20 protein-coding genes and 1 tRNA gene are annotated in these 23451 nt (G+C 65.9%); 12 read left to right on the top strand and 9 right to left on the bottom strand.

Going from position 1 to position 23451, the window contains the following annotated elements:
* Positions 1–42 precede the first annotated feature (42 nt).
* Positions 43–1053 carry a tyrosine-type recombinase/integrase gene (locus AC731_RS18670; protein WP_048708406.1) on the bottom strand — a complete coding sequence of 337 codons (1011 nt, stop codon included), beginning with the start codon at positions 1051–1053 and terminating at the stop codon, positions 43–45.
* A 145-nt stretch (positions 1054–1198) separates the two neighbouring features.
* Positions 1199–1283 (bottom strand) — tRNA-Leu (locus AC731_RS18665).
* Between the two features lie 77 nt (positions 1284–1360).
* Here AC731_RS18665 and queA point away from each other — a divergent pair.
* From queA to secF, 5 genes are all read left to right on the top strand, one after another.
* Positions 1361–2425 (top strand): tRNA preQ1(34) S-adenosylmethionine ribosyltransferase-isomerase QueA, encoded by a 1065-nt coding sequence (queA, locus tag AC731_RS18660; RefSeq protein ID WP_048708404.1) that lies wholly within the window; start codon positions 1361–1363, stop codon positions 2423–2425.
* Entirely contained in the window at positions 2415–3527 is a 1113-nt protein-coding gene (tgt, locus tag AC731_RS18655; protein WP_048708402.1) for a tRNA guanosine(34) transglycosylase Tgt, read from the top strand. The genes queA and tgt overlap by 11 nt, the downstream gene beginning before the upstream one ends.
* Positions 3528–3620: 93 nt before the next feature.
* Positions 3621–3944 carry a preprotein translocase subunit YajC gene (gene yajC / locus AC731_RS18650; RefSeq protein ID WP_004292070.1) on the top strand — a complete coding sequence of 108 codons (324 nt, stop codon included), beginning with the start codon at positions 3621–3623 and terminating at the stop codon, positions 3942–3944.
* A gap of 111 nt (positions 3945–4055) precedes the next feature.
* Complete coding sequence (gene secD, locus AC731_RS18645) at positions 4056–5921, top strand: protein translocase subunit SecD (RefSeq protein WP_048708400.1); 1866 nt, start codon at positions 4056–4058, stop codon at positions 5919–5921.
* A gap of 24 nt (positions 5922–5945) precedes the next feature.
* Positions 5946–6878, top strand: a complete 933-nt coding sequence (gene secF, locus AC731_RS18640) for a protein translocase subunit SecF (RefSeq protein ID WP_004292075.1) — start codon at positions 5946–5948, stop codon at positions 6876–6878.
* A gap of 99 nt (positions 6879–6977) precedes the next feature.
* Here the strand turns inward: secF and AC731_RS18635 are convergent, their stop codons facing one another.
* Together AC731_RS18635 and purB are read right to left on the bottom strand one after the other, a co-directional pair.
* Positions 6978–7295, bottom strand: coding sequence for a DUF2322 family protein (locus tag AC731_RS18635; protein WP_048708398.1), 318 nt, complete (start codon positions 7293–7295; stop codon positions 6978–6980).
* Between the two features lie 87 nt (positions 7296–7382).
* Positions 7383–8759, bottom strand: coding sequence for an adenylosuccinate lyase (gene purB, locus AC731_RS18630; protein WP_048708396.1), 1377 nt, complete (start codon positions 8757–8759; stop codon positions 7383–7385).
* A 65-nt stretch (positions 8760–8824) separates the two neighbouring features.
* On the opposite strand from purB, the gene apaG reads away from it, so the two are divergent.
* Positions 8825–9220, top strand: coding sequence for a Co2+/Mg2+ efflux protein ApaG (gene apaG / locus AC731_RS18625; RefSeq protein ID WP_004292081.1), 396 nt, complete (start codon positions 8825–8827; stop codon positions 9218–9220).
* A 98-nt stretch (positions 9221–9318) separates the two neighbouring features.
* Here the strand turns inward: apaG and argJ are convergent, their stop codons facing one another.
* Entirely contained in the window at positions 9319–10557 is a 1239-nt protein-coding gene (gene argJ, locus AC731_RS18620; RefSeq protein WP_048708395.1) for a bifunctional glutamate N-acetyltransferase/amino-acid acetyltransferase ArgJ, read from the bottom strand.
* Between the two features lie 343 nt (positions 10558–10900).
* Here argJ and AC731_RS18615 point away from each other — a divergent pair, with 343 nt between their 5' ends.
* The 5 genes from AC731_RS18615 (at position 10901) to AC731_RS18595 (ending at position 16886) form a co-directional block, all read left to right on the top strand.
* A complete protein-coding gene (locus tag AC731_RS18615; RefSeq protein WP_237266568.1) occupies positions 10901–12868 on the top strand; it encodes a hypothetical protein in 1968 nt (655 codons plus the stop codon).
* A 63-nt stretch (positions 12869–12931) separates the two neighbouring features.
* Positions 12932–14830 carry a hypothetical protein gene (locus tag AC731_RS19980; protein WP_048708393.1) on the top strand — a complete coding sequence of 633 codons (1899 nt, stop codon included), beginning with the start codon at positions 12932–12934 and terminating at the stop codon, positions 14828–14830.
* Positions 14831–14898: 68 nt separating this feature from the next.
* On the top strand, positions 14899–15261 hold the full coding sequence (locus tag AC731_RS18605; protein ID WP_004264797.1) for a hypothetical protein: 363 nt from the start codon (positions 14899–14901) through the stop codon (positions 15259–15261).
* A gap of 8 nt (positions 15262–15269) precedes the next feature.
* Positions 15270–15971: a C39 family peptidase gene (locus AC731_RS18600; protein WP_053085851.1), complete on the top strand. Its 702-nt coding sequence runs from the start codon at positions 15270–15272 to the stop codon at positions 15969–15971.
* Positions 15972–15989: 18 nt separating this feature from the next.
* The gene (locus AC731_RS18595; RefSeq protein WP_048708392.1) at positions 15990–16886 is read left to right on the top strand and encodes a hypothetical protein; all 897 of its coding nucleotides are present in this window, start codon (positions 15990–15992) and stop codon (positions 16884–16886) included.
* A 33-nt stretch (positions 16887–16919) separates the two neighbouring features.
* On the opposite strand, the gene AC731_RS18590 is transcribed toward AC731_RS18595, so the two are convergent.
* The 3 genes from AC731_RS18590 to secA all read right to left on the bottom strand — a co-directional run bounded on the left by AC731_RS18590 (position 16920) and on the right by secA (position 22651).
* On the bottom strand, positions 16920–18191 hold the full coding sequence (locus tag AC731_RS18590) for an acetate kinase (protein WP_237266567.1): 1272 nt from the start codon (positions 18189–18191) through the stop codon (positions 16920–16922).
* A 75-nt stretch (positions 18192–18266) separates the two neighbouring features.
* Positions 18267–19622 (bottom strand): sigma-54 dependent transcriptional regulator, encoded by a 1356-nt coding sequence (locus AC731_RS18585; protein WP_053085850.1) that lies wholly within the window; start codon positions 19620–19622, stop codon positions 18267–18269.
* Between the two features lie 305 nt (positions 19623–19927).
* Positions 19928–22651, bottom strand: coding sequence for a preprotein translocase subunit SecA (secA, locus tag AC731_RS18580; protein WP_048708388.1), 2724 nt, complete (start codon positions 22649–22651; stop codon positions 19928–19930).
* 118 nt (positions 22652–22769) lie between these two features.
* On the opposite strand from secA, the gene AC731_RS18575 reads away from it, so the two are divergent.
* A complete protein-coding gene (locus AC731_RS18575) occupies positions 22770–23201 on the top strand; it encodes a DciA family protein (RefSeq protein ID WP_004264791.1) in 432 nt (143 codons plus the stop codon).
* A gap of 45 nt (positions 23202–23246) precedes the next feature.
* Here the strand turns inward: AC731_RS18575 and AC731_RS18570 are convergent, their stop codons facing one another.
* The gene (locus tag AC731_RS18570) at positions 23247–23435 is read right to left on the bottom strand and encodes a hypothetical protein (protein WP_004264790.1); all 189 of its coding nucleotides are present in this window, start codon (positions 23433–23435) and stop codon (positions 23247–23249) included.
* Between the last annotated feature and the right edge of the window lie 16 nt (positions 23436–23451).

Here is a 23451-nt window from a genome sequence, read left to right as displayed (position 1 = left end):
TCCCGGTGAAAATGTCTTCCGCCTGGTCCTCCCTCGCTTGCCTTAAGCAGCAGCCCGCCTTGCCTTAACGAGTTCGTCATCAGTTGGGTTGTAGTAGCGCATGGCCATCTGAACAGTCTTCCAGCCCATGATCTTCGCCAGGGTCACCATCGGCATGTGGGGAGCAAGCCTGCTCGCCGCTTCATGCCGCAAATCGTGAAATCGCAGGTCCTCGATCTTGGCTCGCTTGCAAGCGCGTTCGAAGGCCTTTCCGAGGACATTGCCCGTCGGGAAAGCACAACCAAACACCTTGCCCGAGATATCCCTCGGCAACGACTCCAGAATCTGCAGCGCGCGCATCGAGAGCGGAACCGACACCAGCTCCTGCTCATGGAGCTCGTCTTTCGTCATGACCTTGACGACGCCCTTTTGCAGGTTGACCTGACTCCAGCGCATAGTTGCCAGACGGTCTTCTCGAATGCCTGTCTCAACGGCCAGTTCGATAGCGGCGACCAGCATGTGCGGATAGGCGCGCGCCTTCCCGGCTGCGGCCAGGATCCGGTCTTCCTCGTCACCAATCAAGCGACGGTCACGACCAGGGGGCGTTTTCGGAGGCCGAATACCCTTGACCAGGTTCGGCTGCGGCATTGACCAATCCTTAGCCGCGTGATTGAAGACTGCACTGATCAAGGCGAGTTCGAGCCGAACAGTGTGCGCACTGACCACTTTCAGGCGCGCGTTACGGTAGTCCGCAAAATCTTTCGACCGCAGACTCGCTAGGCTCCTCTTGGCCAGCGGGTGGGACATCCAATGACGGATGCGCCCCTTCTCTTGCCTGGCGCCGAGCTTTTCTACGGTGACTTCGTCTCCGTAGCGCTCAAGCAGTTCACCGAGCGTCGTTCGTTCAAGCTCGCTTCGATCAGTGAACACGCCGCGAATCATCTCGGATTCGACAACCTTCGCCCAATCTCTCGCTTCGCGCTCAGACTCGAAAGTTTTGCACTGTTTGGGGAAACCTTTGCGGCGGATGGTGACCTGATACTGGTAGTCCCCGCGCCTCACGATACTGGCCATAACCTTGCTCCATCAGAACGAATGATGGCGAGGTATAGGCACCACATCGGCAGATACTGCGCGAGTGCTGCAAAAGTGCTGCAAAAAACCTAGAATGCGCACTTCCGACAAGGAAGACATCACTCTAAGTATTTGATTTTATTGATGGTGCCGGGAAAGGGACTCGAACCCTTACACCTTGCGGCGGCGGATTTTGAATCCGCTGCGTCTACCGATTCCGCCATCCCGGCAGGGAAGGCGCGCATTATCCCTGAATAACGGCCATCGCAGCAAGCGGGCGAGCCCCCGATCCGGACCGCAGACACCCATGCCATTGACGCTGAACGATTTCGACTATCCCCTTCCGCCCGACTTGATCGCCCAGGCCCCCCTGGCCGAGCGCAGCGCCAGCAGGTTGCTCGTGGTACAGCCGGCCGAAGGGGGCGCCGACGCACTGCTGGACCGCAGCTTCGCGGACCTGCCCGAATTCGTCGGTCCCAACGACCTGCTGGTGTTCAACGACACCCGCGTGATCCATGCGCGCCTGTTTGGCGTGAAGGCCAGTGGCGGCCAGGTCGAAGTCCTGATCGAGCGCGCCGTCGGCCCCCACGAAGCGCTGGCCCAGGTGCGCGCGAGCAAGTCCCCCAGAACCGGCGGCATCCTGCGCCTCGCCGACGCCTTCGACGTCGAGGTACTGGGGCGCGTGGGCGAGTTCTATCACCTGCGTTTTCCGGCTGGTCAAAACCTGTTCGAACTGCTCGAGCGCCACGGCAAGCTGCCGCTTCCGCCCTACATCCAGCGCGCCGCAGGCGCCGAGGACGAGAGCCGCTACCAGACGGTGTTCGCGCGCGAGCCCGGCTCGGTCGCAGCGCCCACCGCCGGCCTGCACTTCGATGAAGGCGTGCTCGCCCGCATCGCCGAGCGCGGTGCGAAATGCGCCTGGCTCACGCTGCACGTCGGCGCCGGCACCTTTCAGCCGGTGCGGGTGGACGACCTCGGCGAGCATCGCATGCATCGCGAACGCTACGTGATCCCGCAGGAAACGGTGGACGCGATTGCAGCGACCCGCGCTGCAGGCGGACGCGTGATCGCGGTTGGCACCACTAGCATGCGCGCGCTCGAGGCCGCCGCACAGGACGGACCGCTGGAAGCCGGCAGCGGCGAGACCGAGATCTTCATCCTGCCCGGCTTCCACTTCCAGGTGGTCGATGCGCTGGTCACCAACTTCCACCTGCCCAAATCCACGCTGCTGATGCTGGTCTCCGCCTTTGCCGGCATGGACAGTATCCGCGGCGCCTACGCCCACGCCATCGCGCAGCGCTATCGCTTCTTCAGCTACGGCGACGCGATGTTCCTCACCCGCAGAAACGAAGCAGAGAACGATGCAGTTTGAACTCCTCACCACCGATGGCGGCGCCCGCCGCGGCCGCCTGACGCTTACCCACGGCGTGGTCGAAACGCCGGTCTTCATGCCGGTCGGCACCTATGGCACGGTCAAGGCGATGACGCCTGCGATGCTCTCCGACATCGGCGCGCAGATCTGCCTGGGCAACACCTTCCACCTGTGGCTGCGACCGGGACTGGACATCATCCGCGCCCACGAGGGCCTGCACCGCTTCATGGGCTGGGACAAGCCCATCCTCACCGACTCGGGCGGCTTTCAGGTCTTCAGCCTGGGCGCGCTGCGCAAGATCACGGAAGAAGGCGTCAAGTTCGCCAGCCCGATCGACGGCGCCAAGCTGTTCCTGACACCCGAGATCTCGATGCAGATCCAGTCCGTGCTGAACTCGGACATCGTGATGATCTTCGACGAATGCACGCCCTACCCCGCCACCCGTGACGAGGCCGCCAAGTCGATGCGGCTGTCGCAGCGCTGGGCCAGGCGCTCGCGCGACGAGTTCGATCGCCTCGAGAACAGGAATGCACTGTTCGGCATCGTCCAGGGCGGCATGTACGAGGACCTGCGCGACGAGTCGCAAGCCGCACTGGAGGAGATCGGCTTCCACGGCTTCGCCATCGGCGGCCTGTCGGTGGGCGAACCGAAGGAGGACATGGCGCGCATCCTCGCCCATACCGCGCCGCGACTGCCGCAGGGCAAGCCGCGCTACCTGATGGGCGTGGGTACGCCGGAGGACATCGTCGACGGCGTCGCCGCCGGCATCGACATGTTCGATTGCGTGATGCCGACCCGCAACGCACGCAACGGCTGGCTGTTCACCCGCTACGGCGACATCAAGATCAAGAACGCGGTGCACAAGGCCGACACCCGTCCGCTCGACCCGTCCTGCGACTGCTACACCTGCCGCAACTTCAGCCGCGCCTACCTGCACCACCTGCACCGCACCGGGGAAATCCTGGGCAGCATGCTCAACACGGTGCACAACCTGCGCTACTACCAGACGCTGACTTCGGAGCTGCGCGACGCCATCGCCAACGGCCAGTTCGACGCCTACGTGCAGCGCTTCCGCAGCGAACGTGCCACCGGCACGCAATGAACCCGACGCCCCGACCGGCGTCTCACCCGGCCGGGGAGCTCCCCGGCAACTGATATAATCGAGCGCTTTTTTCGCTAACCCGGAGTAATAGACGTGCTGATTTCCAATGCCTATGCCCAAGCCGCGGGCGGCGACCCCAGCGGTGGCCTGATGGGACTGCTGCCCCTGATTCTGATGTTCGTGGTGCTGTGGTTCCTGATGATTCGTCCGCAGATGAAGCGCGCCAAGGAACACAAGGCCATGGTTGAAGCCCTGGCCAAGGGCGACGAAGTGGTGACCGGTGGCGGCATTGCCGGTCGCGTGACCGAAGTCGGCGACAGCTTCGTGCAGGTCGAAGTCGCTGCAAACACCGTGGTCGCCGTGCAGAAGCAGGCCGTGGCCACCGTGCTGCCCAAGGGCACGCTGAAGTCCCTGTAATCCCATTGCCGCTCCGGCCGGGCAATCCCGGCTGCGGGCAACGCCGGACATGGCCCCGCCTGAGAATACGGATGGCGGCCGTGGCCGGCGCAATACTGTTTGCCGCCGACGATGAATCGCTACCCTCTCTGGAAGAACCTCCTCATCAGCCTCGTGCTGATCTGGGGCCTGATCTACACCCTGCCCAATTTCTATGGCGAGGTCCCCGCAGTCCAGGTGTCCAGCGCCAAGGCCACGCTCAAGCTCGACGCCACGGTCGTCTCCGATCGCGTCGCCAGTGTGCTGAAGGAGGCCGGTATCGAGCACGACGGCGTCTTCTCCGACCCGGGCAGCGTGCGTGCCCGCTTCGCCAGCACCGACATCCAGTTGCGCGCGAAGGACGCGATCGAGCGCGCCTTCAACCCCGACGCAAGTGACCCGTCCTACGTCGTCGCGCTGAACCTGCTGCCAGCATCGCCCACTTGGCTGACCTCGATCCACGCGCTGCCGATGTACCTCGGGCTCGACCTGCGCGGTGGCGTCCATTTCCTGCTCGAAGTCGACATGCCGGGCGCGCTGACCAAGCGCCTCGACGCGACCACCGGTGACCTGCGCACGCTGATGCGCGACAAGAACGTGCGCCACGCAGGCATCACCCGGGAGGGCAACACCGTCATCGTGCGCTTCCGCGACGCCGTACAGCGCGAAGCCGGACGTCGCGCCATTCAGGACAGCACAGCCGAACTGCAGCTGACCGAGCGCAACGACGGCGCCGACGATTTCAAGCTGCTCGCCACGCTGACCGCGCAAGCGCAGCAGACGATGCGCGACTTCGCCATCAAGCAGAACATCACCACCCTGCATAACCGCATCAACGAACTCGGCGTCGCCGAGCCGGTGATCCAGCAGCAGGGCGCCAACCGCATCGTGGTTCAGTTGCCGGGCGTGCAGGACGTCGCCAAGGCCAAGGACATCCTCGGCCGCACGGCGACGCTGGAAGTGCGCATGGTGGACGACACGCCGGGCTTGCTCGAACAGGCCCTCAACGGCAGCGTTCCCTTCGGCACCGAACTGTACACCGAACGCGGCGGCTCGCCCTTGCTGGTGAAGAAGCAGGTGGTGCTGACCGGCGACCGCCTCACCGACGCCCAGCCCGGCTTCGACGGCCAGACCAACGAAGCCGCCGTCCATCTGACGCTGGACGCTGCCGGCGCGCGCATCTTCCGTGACGTCACCCGCGAGAGCGTGGGCAAGCGCATGGCGATCCTGCTGATCGAGAAGGGCAAGGGCGAGGTCGTGACCGCGCCGGTGATCCGCAGCGAGATCGGCGGCGGACGGGTACAGATTTCGGGCCGCATGACCACCACCGAAGCCAATGACGTCGCCCTGCTGCTGCGCGCCGGCTCGCTGGCCGCGCCGATGGAGATCATCGAGGAACGCACCGTCGGCCCGAGCCTGGGGGCGGAGAACATCGAGAAGGGCTTCAACTCCACCCTGTGGGGCTTCCTCGCCATTGCCGTGTTCATGTGCGCCTACTACGCGCTGTTCGGCGTCGTTTCGTCGATCGCGCTGGCCGCCAACCTGCTGATGCTGGTCGCGCTGCTGTCGCTGCTGCAGGCCACGCTGACGCTGCCGGGCATCGCCGCCATGGCACTGACGCTGGGCATGGCAATCGACGCCAACGTGCTGATCAACGAGCGCATCCGCGACGAACTGCGCAACGGCGCCAGCCCGCAGGCGGCAATCGCCGCCGGCTACGACCGTGCCTGGGGCACCATCCTCGACTCCAACGTCACCAGCCTGATCGCGGGTATCGCCCTGCTGGTGTTCGGCTCGGGTCCGGTGCGCGGCTTCGCCGTGGTGCACTGTCTCGGCATCCTGACCTCCATGTTCAGCGCCATCCTGGTGTCGCGCATGCTGATCAACTTCATCTACGGCCGCCGACGCAAGATCGACAGCCTGTCCATCGGCCAGGTCTGGAAACCGGGTAACGACTGAGCACGGGACTAGGGAAACACAATCATGGAATTCTTCCGCATCAAGAAAGACATCCCGTTCATGCGCCACTCGCTGGTGTTCAACGCGATCTCTTTCGCCACCTTCCTGCTCGCGGTGTTCTTCATCGCCACCCGCGGCCTGCACCTGTCGGTAGAGTTCACCGGCGGCACGCTGGTCGAAGTCACCTACGCCGAAGCCCAGCAACTCGAGCCGATCCGCGCTGCACTGGCGGCCGACGGCAACACCGACATCCTTGTGCAGCACTTCGGCAGCGCACGCGACGTCCTGATCCGCCTGCCCAACCGCGACGACATCGACAGCAACGGCATCGCCGACCGCGTGATGGCCACCCTAAACAAGATGGGGGCCCCCGCGCCGGAACTGCGCCGCGTCGAATTCGTCGGCCCCCAGGTCGGCAAGGAGCTCGCCAGCGATGGCGCAATGGCACTGCTGCTGGTGATCATCGGCATCGTCATCTATCTGGCCCTGCGCTTCGAGTGGCGTCTGGGTGTCGCCACGATCATCGCCAACCTGCACGACATCGTCATCATCCTGGGCTTCTTCGCCTTCTTCCAGTGGGAATTCTCGCTGGCGGTGCTGGCGGCCACGCTGGCGGTGCTGGGTTACTCGGTGAACGAGTCGGTGGTGATCTTCGACCGCGTACGCGAAACCTTCCGCAAGAAGCGCGGCTACACCACCGAACAGGTGGTCGACCACGCCATCACCAGCACCATCTCGCGCACCATCATCACCCACGGCAGCACGCAGATCATGGTGCTGTCGATGCTCATCTTCGGCGGCGAGACGCTCTTCTACTTCGCGCTGGCGCTGACCATCGGCATCTGCTTCGGCATCTACTCATCGGTGCTGGTCGCCAGCCCGCTGGCGATCTGGCTCGGCATGAAGCGCGAACAGTTCGTGAAACCCAAGCAGGAGAAGGAAGAGGCGGTGGTTTGAACCGCTCCTCCCGAAGCAGAAAAGGCGCCGATGGCGCCTTTTTTGTTTCTACTGCGTGCGACAGCCGCGATCCCGCCGCCAAGCGGGATCTCCGATGCCTCAGACCGCGAACACCTGCTTCACCTTGAGCGTCTCGCCACGCTCGATGAGACCGACCAGGCGGTCGATGTTGGGATGCTTGCCCGGGTGAGCGCGAGCATCCTCGGTGTGTTCGGCGTACAGCTCAAGCCCCTTCCGCGCGGCCTCGGGACTGATCGCGCCGTAGAGTTGGGCGAGGTGGTTATAGACAAGCAGCGAACCGGCCTGGCCGGGCTTGTTCTCGATCGTGGCGACGACCGCGTCGGCGGCATCGATCAGGTTCAGCGCGGCCAGGTGCGACACGCCGGGAAGGGTCTTGAGGTTGTCAGCGAAAGCCATCGGGTTCTCCTGGATTGAAAACGCCACCCGCAGGTGGCGCAAGATTCGTTCAGCATGGAGGCCCGGAAGGCCCCATGCCTGTCGCGATCAGATGCGGCGCGCCAGCTCGGCGGCCTTTCCGACGTAGCTCGCCGGCGTCATCGCCAGCAGATGCTCGCGCGCCTCGGCGGGGATGGCCAGCGTGCGAATGAAGTCGTGCAGCGCGTCACGGGTGATGCCCTTGCCGCGGGTCATGGCCTTCAGCTGCTCGTAAGGATTCTCGATGGCGTAGCGGCGCATCACGGTCTGCACCGGCTCGGCCAGCACTTCCCAGCATTCGTCGAGGTCGGCCGCCAGACGCGCCGGATCGGCTTCAAGCTTGCCCAGCCCGCGCAGGCAGCTGTCGAGGGCCAGCACGGTATGGCCGAACCCCACGCCCATGTTGCGCAGCACGGTGGAGTCGGTGAGGTCGCGCTGCATGCGCGAGATCGGCAGCTTCTCGGAGAAGTGCTTGAGCACGGCATTGGCGATGCCGAAGTTGCCTTCGGCGTTCTCGAAGTCGATCGGATTGACCTTGTGCGGCATGGTCGAGGAGCCGACCTCGCCTTCCTTCAGCTTCTGCTTGAAGTAGCCGAGCGAGATGTACATCCAGATGTCGCGGCAAGCGTCGATCAGCATGGTGTTGGCGCGGGCGATGGCGTCGAAGAGTTCGGCCATGGCGTCGTGCGGTTCGATCTGGATGGTGTATTCGTTGAACGTCAGGCCCAGGGATTCGATGAAGCGGCGGTTGAAGCCTTCCCAGTCGAACTCGGGCCAGGCCGACAGGTGGGCGTTGTAGTTGCCGACCGCACCGTTGAACTTGGCGGTCATCGCGACTCCGGCGATCACCGCGCGGGCGCGCATCAGGCGCGCGGCGATGTTGGCCATCTCCTTGCCGAGGGTGGTCGGACTGGCGGGCTGGCCATGGGTGCGCGACAGCATCGGCAGGTCGGCCAGGGCATGGGCGAGTTCGCGGAAGCGGGCGATCACCGCATCGAGCGCCGGCAGCAGCACGCGGTCGCGGCCTTCTGCCAGCATCAGCGCGTGCGAGGTGTTGTTGATGTCTTCGGACGTGCAGGCGAAGTGAATGAACTCCGACACCTTCATCACCTCGGCGTTGTGGCCGAGGCGCTTCTTGAGCCAGTATTCCATGGCCTTGACGTCGTGATTGGTGGTGGCCTCGATCGCCTTCACCGCCTCGCCGTCATCGGTCGAGAAGTTCGCCACCACGGCGTCGAGCTCGGCGACGGTCGCCGCCGAGAAGGGCGCGATCTCCGCCAGCTTCGGCTCAGCCGCCAGCGCCTTCAGCCATTCGACCTCGACCTTCACGCGGTTGCGGATCAGGCCGTGTTCGGAGAAGTGGTCGCGCAGGCCTGCCACCTTGCCGTGATAACGGCCATCGAGCGGAGACAGGGCGGTGAGCGGAGACGGGGCGGCTTGGGACATAGCGGTGATTCCGGGCAAAAGTGCTATTTTAACGCTTACCCCCCGCGAAACAGAGAACAAACGACGTGAGCACCCCAGAGACCCCTGACGCGCGCTACCACATCGAAGTGAGCGCAGTCGCCGAGCACATCGCCCCGCAGTCCCGGCCGGAAGACGACCACTACGTCTTCGCCTATCACATCACCATCCGCAACACCGGCCGCGAGCCGGCCCAGTTGCTGAGCCGGCACTGGATCATTACCGACGGCAACGGCAAGGTGCAGGAAGTGCACGGGCAGGGCGTGATCGGCGAACAGCCGACCCTGGCGCCGGGCGAGAGCTTTCGCTACACCAGCGGCTGCGTGATGGAGACGCCGGTCGGCACCATGCACGGCAGCTACCAGATGGTGGCCGGCGACGGCCATCATTTCGATGCGGTCATCCCGCCTTTCATGCTGGCGGTGCCGCGGGTCCTCCACTGACACGACCGCTCAAGACAAGGCCGGCGTCCCTCGTTCGAGCGTACACCGGCCTTGAGTCGGATGAGGCAGGCCGCCCGGCCCGCCGCTGAAGCGGATGATCAGGAGCGGTAGTCCGCGTTGATCTTCACGTAATCATAGGAAAAGTCGCAGGTCCACACCGTGGCCGCCGCGTTGCCGCGGGCAAGGTCGATGCGCACGGTGAGTTCGGCGTGCTTCATGATGCGCGAACCCGCCTCTTCCACATACGACGCGGCACGCCCGCCGTGCTCGGCCACCAGCACGCTTTCCTCCGGATTGCCCAGCCAGACGCGCAGTTTCGACACGTCCAGGTCGTCGATGCCGGCATAACCGATCGCGGCCAGAATGCGGCCCAGGTTGGGATCGGAGGCGAAGAAGGCAGTCTTCACCAGCGGCGAATGCGCCACCGCGTAGCCGACCTTGCGGCATTCGTCGCGATCCTTGCCGCCTTCGACCGCGATCGTCATGAACTTGGTCGCGCCCTCGCCGTCACGCACGATGGCCTGCGCCAGCGCAATCGACACCTCGACGACTGCATCGCGCAGGGCCTGGTAGTCGCCTCCCTCCGCCGCCGTGATCTCCGCATTGCCGGCCTTGCCGGTCGCGATCAGGATGAAGGAGTCGTTGGTCGAGGTATCGCCGTCGACCGTGATGCTGTTGAAGGACAGGTCGGCCGCCTCCCCGACCAACGCCTCGAGCACCGGCTGCGCCACGGCGGCATCGCACGCGAGGAAACCGAGCATCGTCGCCATGTTCGGCTTGATCATGCCCGCGCCCTTGCTGATGCCGCTCAGGGTGACGGTGCGGCCACCGATCTGCACCTGCTTCGACACGGCCTTGGCCAGGGTGTCGGTGGTCATGATCGCGTGCGCGGCGTCGAACCAGCCATCGGCACGCAAGTCGGCGATCGCCTTCGGCAGGCCGGCGATCAGTCGGTCGACCGGTAGCGGCTCGAGGATCACACCGGTCGAGAACGGCAGCACCTGTTCGGCGCGGATGCCCATTTGCTTCGCCAAGGCCGCGCAGGTCTCGCGCGCGGCGGCCAGACCCGGCTCGCCGGTACCGGCATTGGCATTGCCGGTGTTGATCACCAGCCCCCGGATCTCGCCGCCCGGGAGATGCGTCTTGCACACCTGCACCGGCGCGGCGCAGAAGCGGTTTCGAGTGAAAACACCTGCAGCACGGCTGCCCTCGGCCAGTTCGATGACCGTCAGGTCACGACGATTCGCCTTGCGGATCCCCGCTTCGGCAACGCCCAAGCGAACGCCGGCAACCGGCAGCAGATCGGCGGGATTCGGGGTACTCAGATTGACGGCCATGCAGATCTCCGGATTGCGGATGCCGGCAGCGGGACGGCCGGCATCGTCGAGTCGGCGAATGATAGCGGATTCAGGCTGCGCGCAAGGTATCGCGCGACGCTGGCGCCGTCTGCCCGTGCCCATGGCTGTAACGGTATGGATACAGTCGCCCTTGAGGCCTGCCTTCCCCGCAATCCCCGTCGGCATGCGGGTTTGCGCGCCATCCGGCACCGTACTGGCCCCTTCATTCCGATACAGCCCTGTACAGCTTCGCACGCCAGATCGCGCACCGTCTTCTCGCATGATCGCCCGCCCGCCCCCGCACCCCAGGCGGGGAGCGGCTTCCCGGCCGCTGGTACGCTCCATGCTCAAAGCGCTCGGCAGGGCCCTGCGCTTCGCAGCGTCCTGTCATCGATCAGTGGAGGACGCCATGAAACGAAGTCTGCTTGCGAGCGCGCTTGCGCTTGCCTTTGGTTTTTCGACACAAGTCGGAGCAAATCCGACCAACACCCTGACCGGCGATGCCAGCTCGGTAGACCAGACTGCGACAGCACAATCGGACCAGAGCGGCTCCGGCGCGATGGCAAATGAGTACTCGACGGCAGTGTGGAAGACGGACAGCAGCACCACCACGAATGAGGACAATGACAACAGCGCGGGCGACAACCGCGACAACGCCGGGAAGGCGTGGGCGAGCGGCTTCGGCACGGCGGCCAACAATGGCGCAACTGCGACGTCGAGCATCGATAACGCGTTCAACACCAGCAAGGCGATCGCGTTATCCAGGCTGAACGGCATGGTCACGAAGATCCACGTACACGGCCTCGGCAACAGCGCCTTCAACGCCGGCAATGCCAATGGCGGCGACGGCGGCAAGGCCTCCGGCGGCGACGGCGGCAAAGCCTACGGCGGCGACGCCACGGGCGGCAACGGCGCGAGCGGCGGCAAGGCCTTTGGTGGCGACGGTGGCAATGGTGCATCCGGCGGCATGGCATTCGGTGGCGATGCCGACAGCGGCAATGCGAAGGCATCTGCAGATGGCGGTCGCGGCAGCGGTGGCGATGCGACCTCGGGCGGCGTGCTGGCCGGCGGTGGCGGCAATGCCTATGGTGGCGACGGCGACTCGGGCAACGCCCGCGGCGGCAGCGGCGGCGACGGCGGCAATGCGAGCAAGGCGTTCGCTGGTGGCGGTGGCGATGCTGACGGGTCCGTGCGTGCCAGTGCCGATTCGGGCAAGGCTGGCGGCGGCAATGCCAGTGGCTATGTGGGCGGCACCAAGGCGATCGGCGGCGATGGCAAGGCAATCGACTTCGCGGCGGGCGGCAACGCCAAAGGCAGTGGCGGCGACGCGGGCGCCTTCGACAAGTCTTCGGTCGGCGACGCGATGGCCGGCAGCAAGGCCGGTGGCAGCGGAGCCGACGGCGGTTACGCCGATGGTGGCAGTGCTGGCGCGAAGGCATCCTCCGCCACGGCAACAGCGACCGGCGTGCCGGCCACGACCGAGTCGGGCGAGGCGGTCAGCCTGAGCTCGACTGGCGGCGTTAGTGCGAACACAAGCAACGCCGCGACGGCCAACGGTGGCGCCGGCGGCACCGGCGGTGCCGCGACCTCGGCGGGCGGCACGACCGGCGCAGCCTCGGCCGCGGGCGGCAGCAATAACCAGAGCGCGACGGCGACCGCGGGTGCCGGCACCGGTACCGGTGGCGCGGCTACGTCGAGCGCGGCGGCCACGGGCGGCGAAGCCAACGGCACCGGCGGCAGCAATACCTCGACGGCCGGCACCGGCACTTCGGGCGAAGCCGCAGCCAATGCCGGCAACAGCGCGAGCAACGGCGGCAACGGCGGCACCGCGACCAACACCGCGGGCCTCGGTGGTGCTGGCGGCGCTGCAACCAGTGGTAACGCCAGCGGCGGGAACGCGAACGGTGGTGCCGGCGGCGTGGCCAGCAGCGGTGCGGCAACCGGTGGCGCCGGCGCCGGCGGCGACGGCACAAGCACGGCCAGCAGCGGCGATGCGACTGGCGGTGTGGCCACCGGCGGTGCAGGTGGCGCCGGCGGCGCGGGCCAGGGTGGCACGGGCGGCGCGGGCGGCTCCGGCGGCACGCTTACCGCAGGCGCCGCGAGCGGCGGCAGCGGCCAGGGTGGTTCCGGTGGTGCAGGCGGCCAAGGCGGAACAGTCAGCGTCGATGCGGGCACGTTCAACATGGGCAACACCATTGCCAATTCCTTCACCAATGGTGCCGGCATCATCATCAACGCCCAGAACAGCGGGATTGGTGCCCTCGTCCAGCAAAGCGCAAACGTGCAGGCCAACCTGAGTCTCAATCGCTGAACCGACCCGGGAGGCGCGGCCTGAACGGCCGCGCCCTCCTCCGGGCGTCGAACGGAGATCACCATGAAAATGAAATACATCGCGAGTGCCATTGCCCTCGCCTTCGGCTTCGCATCGCAAGCGACCGCGAACCCGACCAATACCATCACGACCACCGGGACCTCTACCGAGACCGAGGTGTCCGCCGCAGCCATCGCAGGGCCGGTCACGCAGAACGCGAGCGCATCATCGGCACAGAGTGGCACGGGCGCAATGGCCAACGAGTACTCCCGTGCATACGCGAAGACGGACAACAGTACGTCGAGCACCGAGAGTAATGACAACAGCCAGGGCAGCAACCGCAACAACGAAGGCCTCGCCTGGGCTCTCGATCATGGCACGGCAGCCAACAACGGCGCGTCGGCGAGTTCGAGCATCGACAACGCATTCAATACCAGCACCGCGGTAGCCATGTCCAAGCTGGACGGCTCGGTGTCGCGGATCGGTGTCCATGGGCTGGGAAACTCGGCGGTTAACTTCGGCAGCGCCAACGGCGGCGACGGCGGCAAGGCCTATGGCGGCGACGGCGGCAAGGCCCGCGGCGGTGACGCCTATGGCGGCAACGGTGCAGATGGCGGCATGGCCTGGGGCGGCAACGGCGGCGACGGCGCACGTGGCGGAAAGGCGGCGGGCGGTGATGCCGACAGCGGTTACGCCGGCGCCCATGCCGATGGTGGCAAGGCTAGCGGCGGCGATGCCAATACCGGCTTCGTGGCCGCTGGCAGCGGCGGAAAGGCGAGCGGCGGCGATGCCGACACCGGCCGTGCAAGCGGTGGCGCTGGTGGCGAAGGCGGCAATGCACGCAATGCCATGGCCAAGGGCGGCGGGGACGCCGACGCCAAGGTCGGCGCATCGGCCGACTCCGGCAACTCCTACGGCGGCAAGGCCATGGGCGGAACAGGCAGCACCACGTCGGTCGGTGGCGACGGTTCTGCAGCCGGCGGCGCCGTCGCTGGTAGCGGTTGGGGTGCAGGTGGATCCGGCGGCGCGGGCAACATGAGCAAGGTCGGCTCGGCAATTGCCGGCAGTTCGGCAGGTGGCAGCGGTGCCGATGGTGGCGGCGCGGGCGGTGGCGGAGCCTGGGGTAGCGCATTTGGCGCCGAGGCCTCGGCCACCAGCGAAACCGGTGGCAGTCAGGCCGATGCCTCGAACATGGCTTCGGCAACCGGCGGTGCGGGCGGTACGGCAGGCACCGCGAACTCCACCGGCGGCACCACCGGTGACGCCACCGCCAACGGCGGCAGCAACACCCAGACCGCGAGCGCAGCGGGCGCCGGAGGTAGTGGCACTGGCGGCAACGCCAATGGCAGCGCCACGGCCAACGGGGCCGCCAGTACGGCCAATGGCGGCACGAACTCCGCGTCAGGCGGCTCTGGCTCGTCCGGCATGGCAAGCGCAGCCACCGGGGACGCCACCAGTACCGGTGGCGCTGGCGGTACGGCGAGCAACACGGGCGGTAACGGCGGCGACGGTGGCGTCGCAATGAGCGGCGCGGCCACAGGCGGCGCGGCCGCAGGCGGCAACGGCGGCACGGCTACCAGCGGTACCGCGAACGGCGGCAATGCGACCGGCGGCGGTGGCACCAGCACGGCCTCGAGTGGTGCGGCCGGCGGTGGTGACGCAGCCGGCGGAGCCGGTGGTGCGGGCGGTGCGGGCAACGGCGGCACCGGTGGCGCCGGCGGCAGTGGCGGCACGCTGGCAGGCGGCAGCGGCACCGGCGGCAACGGCAACGGCGGCACCGGTGGCAGCGGCGGCGGTGGCGGTGGCGTGAGCGTGACGGCGGGTACGTTCGACATGTCGAACAACATCAACACCGCCTTCACCAACGGCGCCGGCATCATCATCAGCGCGCAGAACAGCGGGATCGGCGCACTCGTGCAGCAAAGCGCCAACGTGCAGGCCAACCTGAGTCTCAACCGTTAAGGCAGGCATGGGAGCCGGACGGCCCTGCCGTCCGGCTCTTACGCGCACGATTGGCAAGGAGAACCATCATGAGATCCGCTTTGCCACTGATCGCACTGGGCGTGGCGCTCGCCTTCACCTGTTCCTCGCCGGGCACTGCTCATGCCGAAGACACGCCGCCTCCGAATGCCGCTGCCGGGCACCTTTTTGCCCAGCAGGCGATAGGCAGCGACGTCCTTGAGACACAACGCGGTGGCGCTGACACCCACCTGAGCGAGATACGTGCAGTCGGCTCGGTCAGCGAAGTTCAGGCTTACGATCTGGTCACTGGACACAATGTGGTATCGGACGGCGCGCTGGCCAACACGTCCGGTATGCCGATGCTGATCCAGAATTCAGGAAACGGCGTGCTGATCCAGAATGCCGTCATCCTCAACGTCGAGGTCCGCTAGCGGAGAGGATGATGATCCCGCTCGGCATGCACTGTCGCCAGGTTCTCGCCATGGCGACCCTTTTCTGGCTGACCGCAGGCTCCGTGCTGGCGGAGCGGCCAAGCATGGTTACGCCGCTCGGTGGCAACGTGGCAATGCCGGTGGTGAGCATGAAGGACGCTCGCTTCCTGGCGACCCTGCGCCAGCAGTACGACTTCAGCTGCGGCTCCGCCGCGCTTGCAACCTTGCTGACTCACCACTACGGCCTTCCGGTGGACGAGGCGAGCGTGTTTCAGGCCATGTTCGAGCGCGGGAATCAGGAGAAGATCCGGGCGGAAGGCTTCTCGATGCTCGACATGAAGCATTACCTCGACAGTCACGGCTTCGACGCGCGCGGCATCGAAGGCACGCTGGACCAACTCGCGCAAGCGGGTGTTCCGGCCATCGTGCTGATCCAGGAGAACGGCTATGCGCACTTCGTTGTGATCAAGGGCGTGCGCGATCGCGATGTGCTGCTCGGCGACCCCGCAATGGGCACGCGTGTCATGCCACGGGCGGACTTCGAACGCTACTGGATGAACAACATCCTGCTCTTGGTCGCGAACCGCATTGAGCTGGCACGGTTCAACCGCGTCGAGGACTGGCGGATCAGGCCCAATGCGCCGCTTCAGGCCCAGCGCGACGGCACCGTGATTCATGCGCTGACGCGGCACAGCCTGGTGGACTTTTAAAGCGACCGGAGGCCGACCATGCATGCCGCACCGCACCCGCGCATTGCCGCCATCGCCTTGATCGTGGGCCTTTCCCTGACGGGCTCCGGACTCGCTGAAGTCCGCGCGGCACGTCTGATCGAGCACCCCTGGTCGGGAGACCTGGATGTTTTCCGCAGCCCGGCCGTTCAGCAGCCGGCCCGCGCGCCTGAGCGGGCCGAGCACGCAGCCGAGGTCGTCGACGCGCGCATCCAGCCACTGGCCGCGATCCTCTCACGCGAAGGGCTGGCGGGACCGGAGCAACAAGCCGACCGGAGCGCGGACGACGCGCCGCTCCCGTCCGCGGAAGCCTCCGTCCCGGACGTCACGGCCATCATCGTCAAGGTTGAGGAGATTCGCCAGAAACTGACCGCGCTCTCGACGACGCTGGCCGGGGAGTCGGTCGCACTGACACAGACGAAGGCGCGCCTTCGCGCCGCCGGCACCGACGCAACCTCCGCCGACAAGACTGATCACGCCGGCGCTGATCTGCTTGCTTCGGCGGCGCTGCCGTCAGCAAAGCTCGATACGCTGCGGGGCGGCTTCGTCGCTCCCAGCGGCCTGCGCATGAGCTTCGGCATCGAACGTGCCGTGCTGATCAATGGCGTGCTGCAGAGCACGACCCATCTGCGCGTCGAGGACCTTGGCAATATCACCGCCAAGGCCATGGCGGCGGGCTCGACGGTCGCGGTGATCCAGAACGGGATCAACAACGGCCTTAATGTTTCGCTGCCCGCGACCTCGCTCGCCACCATCGTGCAGAATTCGCTGGACAACCAGAGCATCCAGACCGTGACGACAATCAATGCCACCATCAACAGCGCCGAGATGATGCGCGGCATGCGCCTGCAGCAGTCGATGCAGGAGGCGCTCAACCGCGCCTCGCTGATGCGCTGAGGCAAAAAAGCGCCCCGAGGGGCGCTCCAGCCATCAGAGCGTGAAGGGCATGCGCAAGGTCAGTTGCACGTCCGGTGTATCACGCGTGACGCCGACACCCAGCGACAGGTTCAGCGTCCGCGTGTTGTCGATCTTGTACGAATACCCCAGAAGCAGCGTGCCAAGCTGCACGCGCACGCCCGGAACCCGCTCACCGCTGTCCAGCCGAGCTTTGGTCGGACCAACCGAGAGATGGTCGTAACCGATGCTGAAGGAGGAGCGCTCGTTCAGCGCGAGGCCCATGCCGAAGTTAAAGCCGAAGACACCGCCGGGTTGAATCTCGTCATAAACCGCCGCAGCCTCGGCCGGCACCACGTTGGGCTTCACGCCGCTACGCTTGAAGCTGTACTGGTAGCTGATGCCGCCGAAGAACACCGCCGGATCCGAGGGAATCAGCACGGTCAGCCCGGGCGTCACCGAATAGAAGCCCGAACCTGTCGGCAACTCCTCCTGGACCGCCGCAATGCGGGCGCCATCAGCCAGGAAACTCGAGCGCACCTCGAAGGGGTCCGTGCCCGTGCGGGTCTTGAAGCGCAACGAGGCGATGTAATAGGGAGAGTCTCCCCCGCCGTCATTGAGCTGATAGCGTCCGATCAGCTCAACGTCGCCGATACCGCTGCCGTCGACGTCGGTGAAGATGTCGTCGCCCGCACTGCCGGTAAAAATCTCCCGTCCGCGGGTGTTGTCGAATCGATAGACGTAGGGCACGCGAGCCTCGAGTTCGAAGCGATTCGTCAGCCCGGTTCTCAGCGCCAGCGTCCCGGTGAGCGAGTTCGACTTGACGTTACGCACGTCGATGAGGCCGATCAGGATTGCGGGAATCACCGTGTAGCCGACCAGGGCGATGCGGTCGCTCGAGGAATAGGAATACTGCAGCGAGGGCTCGAAGATCCACTTGCCGGGCGGAGTCAACACCCCGGGCTGCTCGAAGATCGGCGCCACCGCAGGCGGCCGGTCGGGTGCCTCAGGCGCCTGGCCGACCGGCTGCGCTGGTTGAGCCTGCGCGGGTTGTGCCTGTGCCACCTGCACCGGTCGCTCCGAACCCGCGGTCGGGGCCACGCCGCGCCCGCGACGCTCGAGGTCGACCTCATGCTTGAGGTCGAACAGCGCCGCCTCCTGGCGCGCCAGCTCGCGCTTGAGTGCCTCGATCTGTCTTATCTGCGCCTCGAAGCGTGCAGAAATGTCGTCTGCCGCGACGGGTTCATCAGCGGCGTACGCTCCGCTGCTCAGGCTTGCGATCAGGATGCCCAACAGCGGGCGCAACAACGTTGGCTCGGCGCAGCACTTTCTCATCTCGAAGACTCCCACGGAGGATTGCACGCGCCCCGCGCCACGAACGGGCTACAGGACGATCTTCAGGCGGTCGATCATTCGGTACAGGGTGACGCGCGACACGCCAAGGCGGCGGGCCGTTTCGGAAACGTTGTTGCCGTGCTTCTTGAGGCTGGTCTCGATGACCTCGCGCTCAACGTTCGTGCGGATTTCCTCGAGCGTGGGCGTGACCGGATCCACGACGGGCGGCAGGCCCAGGTCAGCAACGCTGAGGAGGCGGTTCTCGCTCATGATCATCGCGCGCTGCACGCGGTTGATGAGTTCGCGCACATTCCCCGGCCAGTCGTAGTCCATCATCGCGCGCAGCGCAGCGCTGCTGAACCCTCTCACCTGCGGGCTGGCGTGCACTCGCTGCTCGTCGAAGATGGTCTGGGCCAGCAGCGGAATGTCCTCGCGCCGCTCCCGCAGCGCCGGCAGCGTCAGGCCCAGCACGTTGAGCCTGTAATAGAGGTCCTGCCGGAAGCGACCATCGGCAACCGCGCGCTGCAGATCGACGTGGGTGGCGGCAATCACGCGCACATTGACCTTCACGCGCTCGGTGGAGCCTACCCGGGTGATCGTCTTGTCCTGCAGGAAACGAAGCAGGTTGGCCTGCATCTCGAGGGGAAGGTCGCCGATCTCGTCGAGAAAGAGGACGCCATCATTCGCCGCCTCGATGTTGCCGATCTTGCGCTGGGCCGCGCCAGTGAAGGCACCGCGCTCGTAACCGAAGAGCTCGGACTGGATCAGGCTGGGCGCGATCGCCCCGCAGTTCATCGCCACAAAGGGCCCGCTCGCCCGCGCGGAATGCTGATGGATGGCCCTCGCCACCAGTTCCTTGCCGGTGCCCGATTCGCCGCCGATCAGCACCGGCGCATCGACGCCGAGCACCTTCTCGATCTGCCGGTAGATGAGCCGCATGCATTCGCTGCGGCCGGTCATGCCAAAACCGCCCCCTGCCAAGGCTGAGCTATCGGCCCGGGGCAGCAGCGCGGCCTTGCCATGAACATGCCCCAGCGTCATCGCGATGCGCTCGCGATCGAGTGGCAAGGAATGGAAATCGTTGAAATTGCGCAGCAACTCGGGACTCACACGCTCGCTGCGCAGCAGTCCCTCCTCCAGCAGCGCAACCCATTCGACTTCGCTGCGCGCGAGCAGCATCACCAGTTCGGCCTGGGGCCACGCATGGACTCCATCGAAGGCGACCAGGCCGATCGCACCCGGATCCTGGCGAAGCGCCCGGCGCGCGGCGTCGATCGTCGACACCACCTGAAAATCCCAACGCTCAAGCCCCAGCGCCTCGAGTGCGGAAAAGATCCGGCCTCCGCCATCGAGCACCACTCCCCGTCGTGGCCCCTTCAGCCGCTCCAAATAGCTCGTATCCATCGCGGCGTCAGCGCACTGGCAGGTGCTTCTTGAAAACGTCGTTCATGACGAATCCCCCCGACTCGGGCTTCTCGATGGCCCGTATATCGTCGCAACACCTTGTTTGGTCGGTCGCATCACGCCGATTCACATGCCCTCTGCGCGGTACGACCGATTACATACTAGACAGCGATGCCCGACTCGTCGACCCCGAATTCAATCGAGTCAACGAAGAAGGGGAGTACCCCGCCGGAGCACTCCCCTTCTGTCTTGATTCGACTGCAAGCCCGATCCATCGGCAGGCGCTTGCAGCCGCGTCATGCGAATCAGTTCAGCTTGCCATGACAATGCTTGTACTTCTTGCCCGAGCCGCAAGGGCACGGGTCGTTGCGGCCGACGCGTGGCCCGGCCTGCGCGGGCTGCTGCGCGGCCTGCTCGGGGTTCGCCGCGGCGAGCGCTTCGTCCTGGTCGGCGTGGTGGTACTGGACGTTCTCGAGCGCGGGTTGCACCTCCGCCTCCTCGAGCTGGGCCTCGGTGCGCACCTGCACGGTCATCAGGATCTTGGTGACATCAGCCCGCACGGTATCCAGCAGCGTTTCGAACAGCTCGAAGGACTCGCGCTTGTATTCCTGCTTCGGGTTCTTCTGCGCGTAACCGCGCAGATGGATGCCCTGGCGCAGGTGATCCAGCGCGGCGAGGTGCTCGCGCCAGTGCGTGTCCAGGCTCTGCAACATGACGTTGCGCTCGAACTGGTGCCAGGCCGACTGATCGACCATCGCCGTCTTGGCGGCATAAGCCTCCTCGCCGGCATCGACGATGCGCTGCAGGATGGTGTCGTCGTCCAGGTTCGGCTCGGCCTTGATCCATTCGCCCACCGGCAGCTTCAGTGCCAGTTCGGACGCCAACGCAAGCTCAAGGCCGGCAATCTCCCACTGCTCTTCGACGCTGTCGAGCGGCACGTAGCGACGGAACAGGTCGTGCAGCACGCCCTGGCGCATCGCGCGGATGGTCTCGGAGATATCCTCGGTTTCGAGCAGTTCGTTACGCTGCTGGTAGATGACCTTGCGCTGGTCGTTGGCGACGTCGTCGTACTCCAGCAACTGCTTGCGGATGTCGAAGTTGCGCTGCTCGACCTTGCGCTGTGCGGACTCGAGCGAACGGGTGACCATCGCATGCTCGATCGCCTCGCCCTCGGGCATCTTGAGGCGGACCATGATCGCGTTGAGGCGCTCGCCGGCGAAGATCTTCATCAGCGGATCTTCCAGCGACAGGTAGAAGCGGCTCGAACCCGGATCGCCCTGGCGGCCGGAACGGCCACGCAGCTGGTTGTCGATGCGGCGCGACTCGTGACGCTCGGTGCCGATGATGTGCAGGCCGCCGGCGGCGATCACCTGCTCATGCACCTTGGCCCACTCGGCGCGCATCGTCGAGATCTTCGCTTCCCGGTCCTCCGGCGACAGGGACTCGTCCTCGCGCACCAGCGACACCGGCTTCTCGATGTTGCCGCCGAGCACGATGTCGGTACCGCGACCGGCCATGTTGGTGGCGATGGTCACCACGCCCGGGCGTCCGGCCTGGGCGACGATCTGCGCTTCGCTGTCGTGCTGCTTCGCATTGAGCAACTGATGTGCGACCTTGGCCTTCGTCAGCAGGCCGGAGAGGAATTCGTTGGTCTCGATCGAGGTCGTGCCCACCAGCACCGGCTGTCCACGCTCGACGCAGTCACGGATATCCTCGATCACCGCGTCCCACTTCTCCTTCGCGGTGCGATAGACCTTGTCGTTCCCGTCCTTGCGCTGCGTCGGTTTGTTGGTCGGGATCACCACCGTTTCCAGGCCGTAGATCGAGTGGAACTCGAAGGCCTCGGTGTCGGCCGTACCGGTCATGCCAGCGAGCTTGCCGTACATGCGGAAGTAGTTCTGGAAGGTAATCGAGGCCAGCGTCTGGTTCTCGGCCTGGATGCGCACGCCTTCCTTGGCTTCGACCGCCTGGTGCAGGCCGTCCGACCAGCGCCGGCCTGCCATCAGGCGACCGGTGAATTCGTCGACGATGACCACCTCGCCGTTCTGCACCACGTAGTGCTGGTCCTTGTGGTACAGGGCATGCGCCCGCAGGGCCGCGTAGAGGTGATGCACGAGCAGGATGTTGCCCGGGTCGTACAGGCTGGTGCCTTCGGCCAGCAGGCCGAGACGCATCAGGACCTGCTCGGCATTCTCGTGCCCATCCTCGGTCAGCAACACCTGGTGCGACTTCAGGTCGACCGTGTAGTCGCCCGGCTCGGTCACGTTGTCGCCCTCGCCTTCCTGCTTCTTCAGCATCGGCGCGACCTGGTTCATCTTCAGGTAGAGCTCGGTGTGGTCCTCGGCCTGGCCGGAGATGATCAGCGGCGTACGCGCCTCGTCGATCAGGATGGAGTCCACCTCGTCGACGATCGCGAAGTTCAGGGCGCGCTGCACGCGCTCGCTGGCCGCGTAGACCATGTTGTCGCGCAGGTAGTCGAAGCCGAACTCGTTGTTGGTGCCGTAGGTGATGTCGGCCGCGTAGGCCGCCTGCTTCTCGGCGTGCGCCATGCGCGAGAGGTTGCAGCCGGTGGTGAGGCCGAGGAATCCATAGATCCGGCCCATCCACTCGGCGTCGCGGCTGGCAAGGTAGTCGTTGACCGTGATGACGTGCACGCCCTTGCCCGACAGCGCATTGAGGTAGGCAGGCAGCGTGGCGACCAGGGTCTTGCCCTCGCCCGTACGCATCTCGGCGATCTTGCCGTTGTGCAGCACCATGCCACCCACGAGCTGGACGTCGAAGTGGCGCATGCCATGCACCCGCTTGCCGGCCTCGCGGACCACGGCAAAGGCCTCGGGCAGCAGGGCGTCGAGCGCCTCGCCATTGGCCACGCGCTGCCTGAATTCGGCAGTCTTGCCGCGCAGGGCGTCGTCGGACAGCGCGGAGATTTCCGGCTCGAGCGCGTTGATCTTGCGCACGGTCTGAAGGTACTGACGAACGAGGCGGTCGTTGCGACTACCGAAGATTTTCTTGAGCAGGCCGGAGATCATGTTTGAGGTCGACGTCGATTCGGCAAAGGCGCGAGTTTATCATGCCGATCCGGGCGGCCCGTGACACGTGTCTCCAGTTGACCGCGGCGCCCCGCCCATTCACGGGATTCCATGCATCATGAGCCAGCTCCTCCATCGCTTCCTCGGCAGCGGCGACGCCCTCGCCCGCCTTCAAGAACACGCCGCCCGCCTGAGGCGACTGCAGGGGGCACTCGAAGCGGCACTGCCCCCCTACATGGCCGAGCAATGCCAGGTGGCGAACCTCAAGGATGGCGACCTGGTCATCACGGCACGCAACGGCGCGACCGCCGTACGCCTGAAGCAGATGCTGCCAAGCCTGCTGACGCAGTTCGCGCAAGCCGGCCATGCGTTCGGCAACATCAGGGTGAAGGTCGGCACGCCGGAGCAGGTGGAATGGCGCCGCCCGCCGCCGCAACGCCACATCTCGGCCGACGCCAAGGCCGGGCTGGCCGACTTCGCGGCGTCGCTGCCGACGGACTCGCCACTGCGCGAGTCGCTGGAAAGGCTTGTGAGACGAGGGCGCGAATAGCGCGCGCTCCGGCGCAAAAAGCGTCGCGCCCGGGCGCTCCGTGCATCAGGCCAGCGGCACCAGCGCGCGCTCGATCGCGAACAGCGCGAAAAAGGCGAACAGCAACACCACCGCAACGCGAAAGATCTTCCACGCCCAGGCCTTGAAGCGCGGATTGCCGGTCAGCAGCCACAGGATGACCGAGCCGCCCACGCCAAGCACGGCGAGCAGCAGCAAGAGGCGCATGATCAGCATGGGGCGGGCGATCCGG

It is taken from the genome of Thauera humireducens (assembly GCF_001051995.2).
In the GTDB taxonomy this organism is placed as follows: domain Bacteria; phylum Pseudomonadota; class Gammaproteobacteria; order Burkholderiales; family Rhodocyclaceae; genus Thauera; species Thauera humireducens.
The sequence above is the reverse complement of the archived record's forward strand: the minus strand, read 5'-3'. Positions and strand labels throughout refer to the sequence as shown.

Excerpts from the sequence above, each read along its gene's own strand:
- AC731_RS18670 (WP_048708406.1), bottom strand. The coding sequence starts at position 1,053 with ATGGCCAGTATCGTGAGGCGCGGGGACTACCAGTATCAGGTCACCATC.
- queA (WP_048708404.1), top strand. The coding sequence starts at position 1,361 with ATGCCATTGACGCTGAACGATTTCGACTATCCCCTTCCGCCCGACTTG.
- tgt (WP_048708402.1), top strand. The coding sequence starts at position 2,415 with ATGCAGTTTGAACTCCTCACCACCGATGGCGGCGCCCGCCGCGGCCGC.
- secD (WP_048708400.1), top strand. The coding sequence starts at position 4,056 with ATGAATCGCTACCCTCTCTGGAAGAACCTCCTCATCAGCCTCGTGCTG.
- secF (WP_004292075.1), top strand. The coding sequence starts at position 5,946 with ATGGAATTCTTCCGCATCAAGAAAGACATCCCGTTCATGCGCCACTCG.
- AC731_RS18635 (WP_048708398.1), bottom strand. The coding sequence starts at position 7,295 with ATGGCTTTCGCTGACAACCTCAAGACCCTTCCCGGCGTGTCGCACCTG.
- purB (WP_048708396.1), bottom strand. The coding sequence starts at position 8,759 with ATGTCCCAAGCCGCCCCGTCTCCGCTCACCGCCCTGTCTCCGCTCGAT.
- argJ (WP_048708395.1), bottom strand. The coding sequence starts at position 10,557 with ATGGCCGTCAATCTGAGTACCCCGAATCCCGCCGATCTGCTGCCGGTT.
- AC731_RS18615 (WP_237266568.1), top strand. The coding sequence starts at position 10,901 with ATGCTCAAAGCGCTCGGCAGGGCCCTGCGCTTCGCAGCGTCCTGTCAT.
- AC731_RS19980 (WP_048708393.1), top strand. The coding sequence starts at position 12,932 with ATGAAAATGAAATACATCGCGAGTGCCATTGCCCTCGCCTTCGGCTTC.
- AC731_RS18605 (WP_004264797.1), top strand. The coding sequence starts at position 14,899 with ATGAGATCCGCTTTGCCACTGATCGCACTGGGCGTGGCGCTCGCCTTC.
- AC731_RS18600 (WP_053085851.1), top strand. The coding sequence starts at position 15,270 with ATGATGATCCCGCTCGGCATGCACTGTCGCCAGGTTCTCGCCATGGCG.
- AC731_RS18595 (WP_048708392.1), top strand. The coding sequence starts at position 15,990 with ATGCATGCCGCACCGCACCCGCGCATTGCCGCCATCGCCTTGATCGTG.
- AC731_RS18585 (WP_053085850.1), bottom strand. The coding sequence starts at position 19,622 with ATGGATACGAGCTATTTGGAGCGGCTGAAGGGGCCACGACGGGGAGTG.
- secA (WP_048708388.1), bottom strand. The coding sequence starts at position 22,651 with ATGATCTCCGGCCTGCTCAAGAAAATCTTCGGTAGTCGCAACGACCGC.
- AC731_RS18575 (WP_004264791.1), top strand. The coding sequence starts at position 22,770 with ATGAGCCAGCTCCTCCATCGCTTCCTCGGCAGCGGCGACGCCCTCGCC.
- AC731_RS18570 (WP_004264790.1), bottom strand. The coding sequence starts at position 23,435 with ATGCTGATCATGCGCCTCTTGCTGCTGCTCGCCGTGCTTGGCGTGGGC.